The organism is Bathymodiolus azoricus thioautotrophic gill symbiont (genome assembly GCF_001298715.1).
GTDB lineage: Bacteria > Pseudomonadota > Gammaproteobacteria > PS1 > Pseudothioglobaceae > Thiodubiliella.
In genome coordinates this window covers 1-1,957 of the sequence record NZ_CDSC02000437.1, presented here as the reverse complement: position 1 = coordinate 1,957, position 1,957 = coordinate 1, and the positions used below count along the sequence as shown (strand labels likewise).

1 protein-coding gene is annotated in these 1,957 nt (G+C 41.0%); it reads right to left on the bottom strand.

The genetic code is table 11. From position 1 onward, the window contains the following. The coding region (locus BAZSYMA_RS08330; RefSeq protein WP_195910169.1) for an inverse autotransporter beta domain-containing protein at window positions 1-1,841 on the bottom strand (1,841 nt) is incomplete at its 3' end. Window positions 1,842-1,957 lie beyond the last annotated feature (116 nt).

The following is a 1,957-nucleotide window of genomic DNA, read 5'->3' as shown; positions in this document are numbered from 1 at the left end:
TTCTTTATTTTAATATTCTTTTCACCAACGCTCGGAATACCAATATCCTCGTAATCTCGCACTGTAGGGACTGGGTCGCCCTCTCCGTTGTAAAGAGAGATTTTAAGAATAGCTCTATCCACAAGTGAGCCAAATACATTATCAACATTGCCTTTGATAGAAGTTTTGCCAGTAGCTACACTAACCCCTCTCTGAAAAGCACTCATTGCACTGCTGAGTTTACCGGAAAGAGTGTTGTTCTTTATGGCATCCTTTAGATCACTAATAACCTCAGTTGCAGTTTTGCCACTGGTTGCAGCCATTTGTGAAATTATTGCAAGTATAGCACCAACTTTACCTGCATCATCATTAGCAACCGGTCCAGCGTTGGCATTGCTTGGAATGGTGCTAATAATATTAACACCATTCAGAACACCAAAGGCAACGGCGACAGCGGCGTTGTTTCGGATCGCAATGTCTTTGGTAATATAGGAATTAGTACTGGCCATTTGATAAGCGACTTCAGACAAAGGTGAGGCAAGTATTGTTAATGGACCTGTGCCTGAGTAGAATGTTACTGCCCTCATTAGACTTGGGGCTGAAGTATTAGGAATTTGCGTGGCTTCATCCGTGTAAGTACCACCTCTGCAAGCCATAGTAACAAGCCCTGCTGGTATGTTCATTACACCTACCAAATTGACTTGACCATTACTACCTGTGGAGGCAGTGCCTAAGGCAACACCAGAGCTGTTGTATAATGTACATGTCGCCCCTTCGGTAGGTGCGTTATATTCACCCAAAACAATAGGAAGTCCATTTAAGAGTTTTTCAATGCGGATTTTATTGATTCTTTCTACAAACTCAAGATCGCCTAAGTTAACAATACCTGAATTTTGGAAGGCTTTTTTGCCAATGCTAAAGTTTGTCATTGATTCGTGGTCTGAAATTGGAAGTGCGGTTGTGAAGCGTGCGTAAGTTTTGCGCTCAACTGTGTTGTTATCTTCACTACCAAACTCCATGCGAACAGAGTCAGAGAGTTGCACCTCTATGCCAAAAATGGTGCCTTTGACATCAGACTTAGCAACACCGTTCCAAACATATCGAGTGGCTTTAACTTTTGCCCACGGCAGGTAAGGAACTCGACCTAAAAACTTAACATCATATCCCGCTAAAGCTTCTTCGGTGTGATTGACAATGACTTTTTTATCTGAAATCGGGAAGTATTTATTAACATTGAGGTTAAAGTTCGCTCTTTGGTATTCTAATCCAATACTACCGCGTTTGTGCTTAGATTTAGACTCATAATCAGCAAAGAGGTTGACCCCTGCAATGGATTGACCTTGCTCTAAGAGCTGTCGGTAACCAACACCAAGATTAAGGGTACTTCTACGGCTGCCAAAGTTTTCACCAGAGTTAAGTTGAGCTTGGACAAAGGCAAATTCAGTAGAATCATCATTAAGCTGGGTTAGTGGCTGAATGGTTCTTAGGCTGTAATCTGGTTTTTTAGAGGTGATTTTACGAATAGAAATCTCTGTTTTTCCCTTGCCAAAAGAATTCGCATATTTATTGGCTTTTTTGTTAACGAGGCTTTCGACGTTGTTAATGGCTTGGTTTTTAAGTTGACCTTTAATACCTGTGGTAATTTTATTGCCGAGTTGGCTGACATTGTCTGAGTTGGTAGAGCCTATGGCACTGCCAATCGTCCTGCCGACTTGCTTGAGGAGTTTGTTGGCTTGATTGTCTTTTTTGGTATAGCTTGGAGTGTTGTTCCAGTTATAAGTGTAGGGCTTGCTGAAGTCTAGGTAAGCGTCTTTGTCAAATGCTTGAGTGTCTGACGAGCTAACATTAAGAGAAAATGTCAAAAGACTGGAAGCAAACAAAAACCTGAAGTTATGTAATAGTTTGTTGCATGTAAGGTTTTTATATTTAAGGTTGCTTAGTGTTGTCTTTTTCATGGGTAAGTGTAGTTATATATATC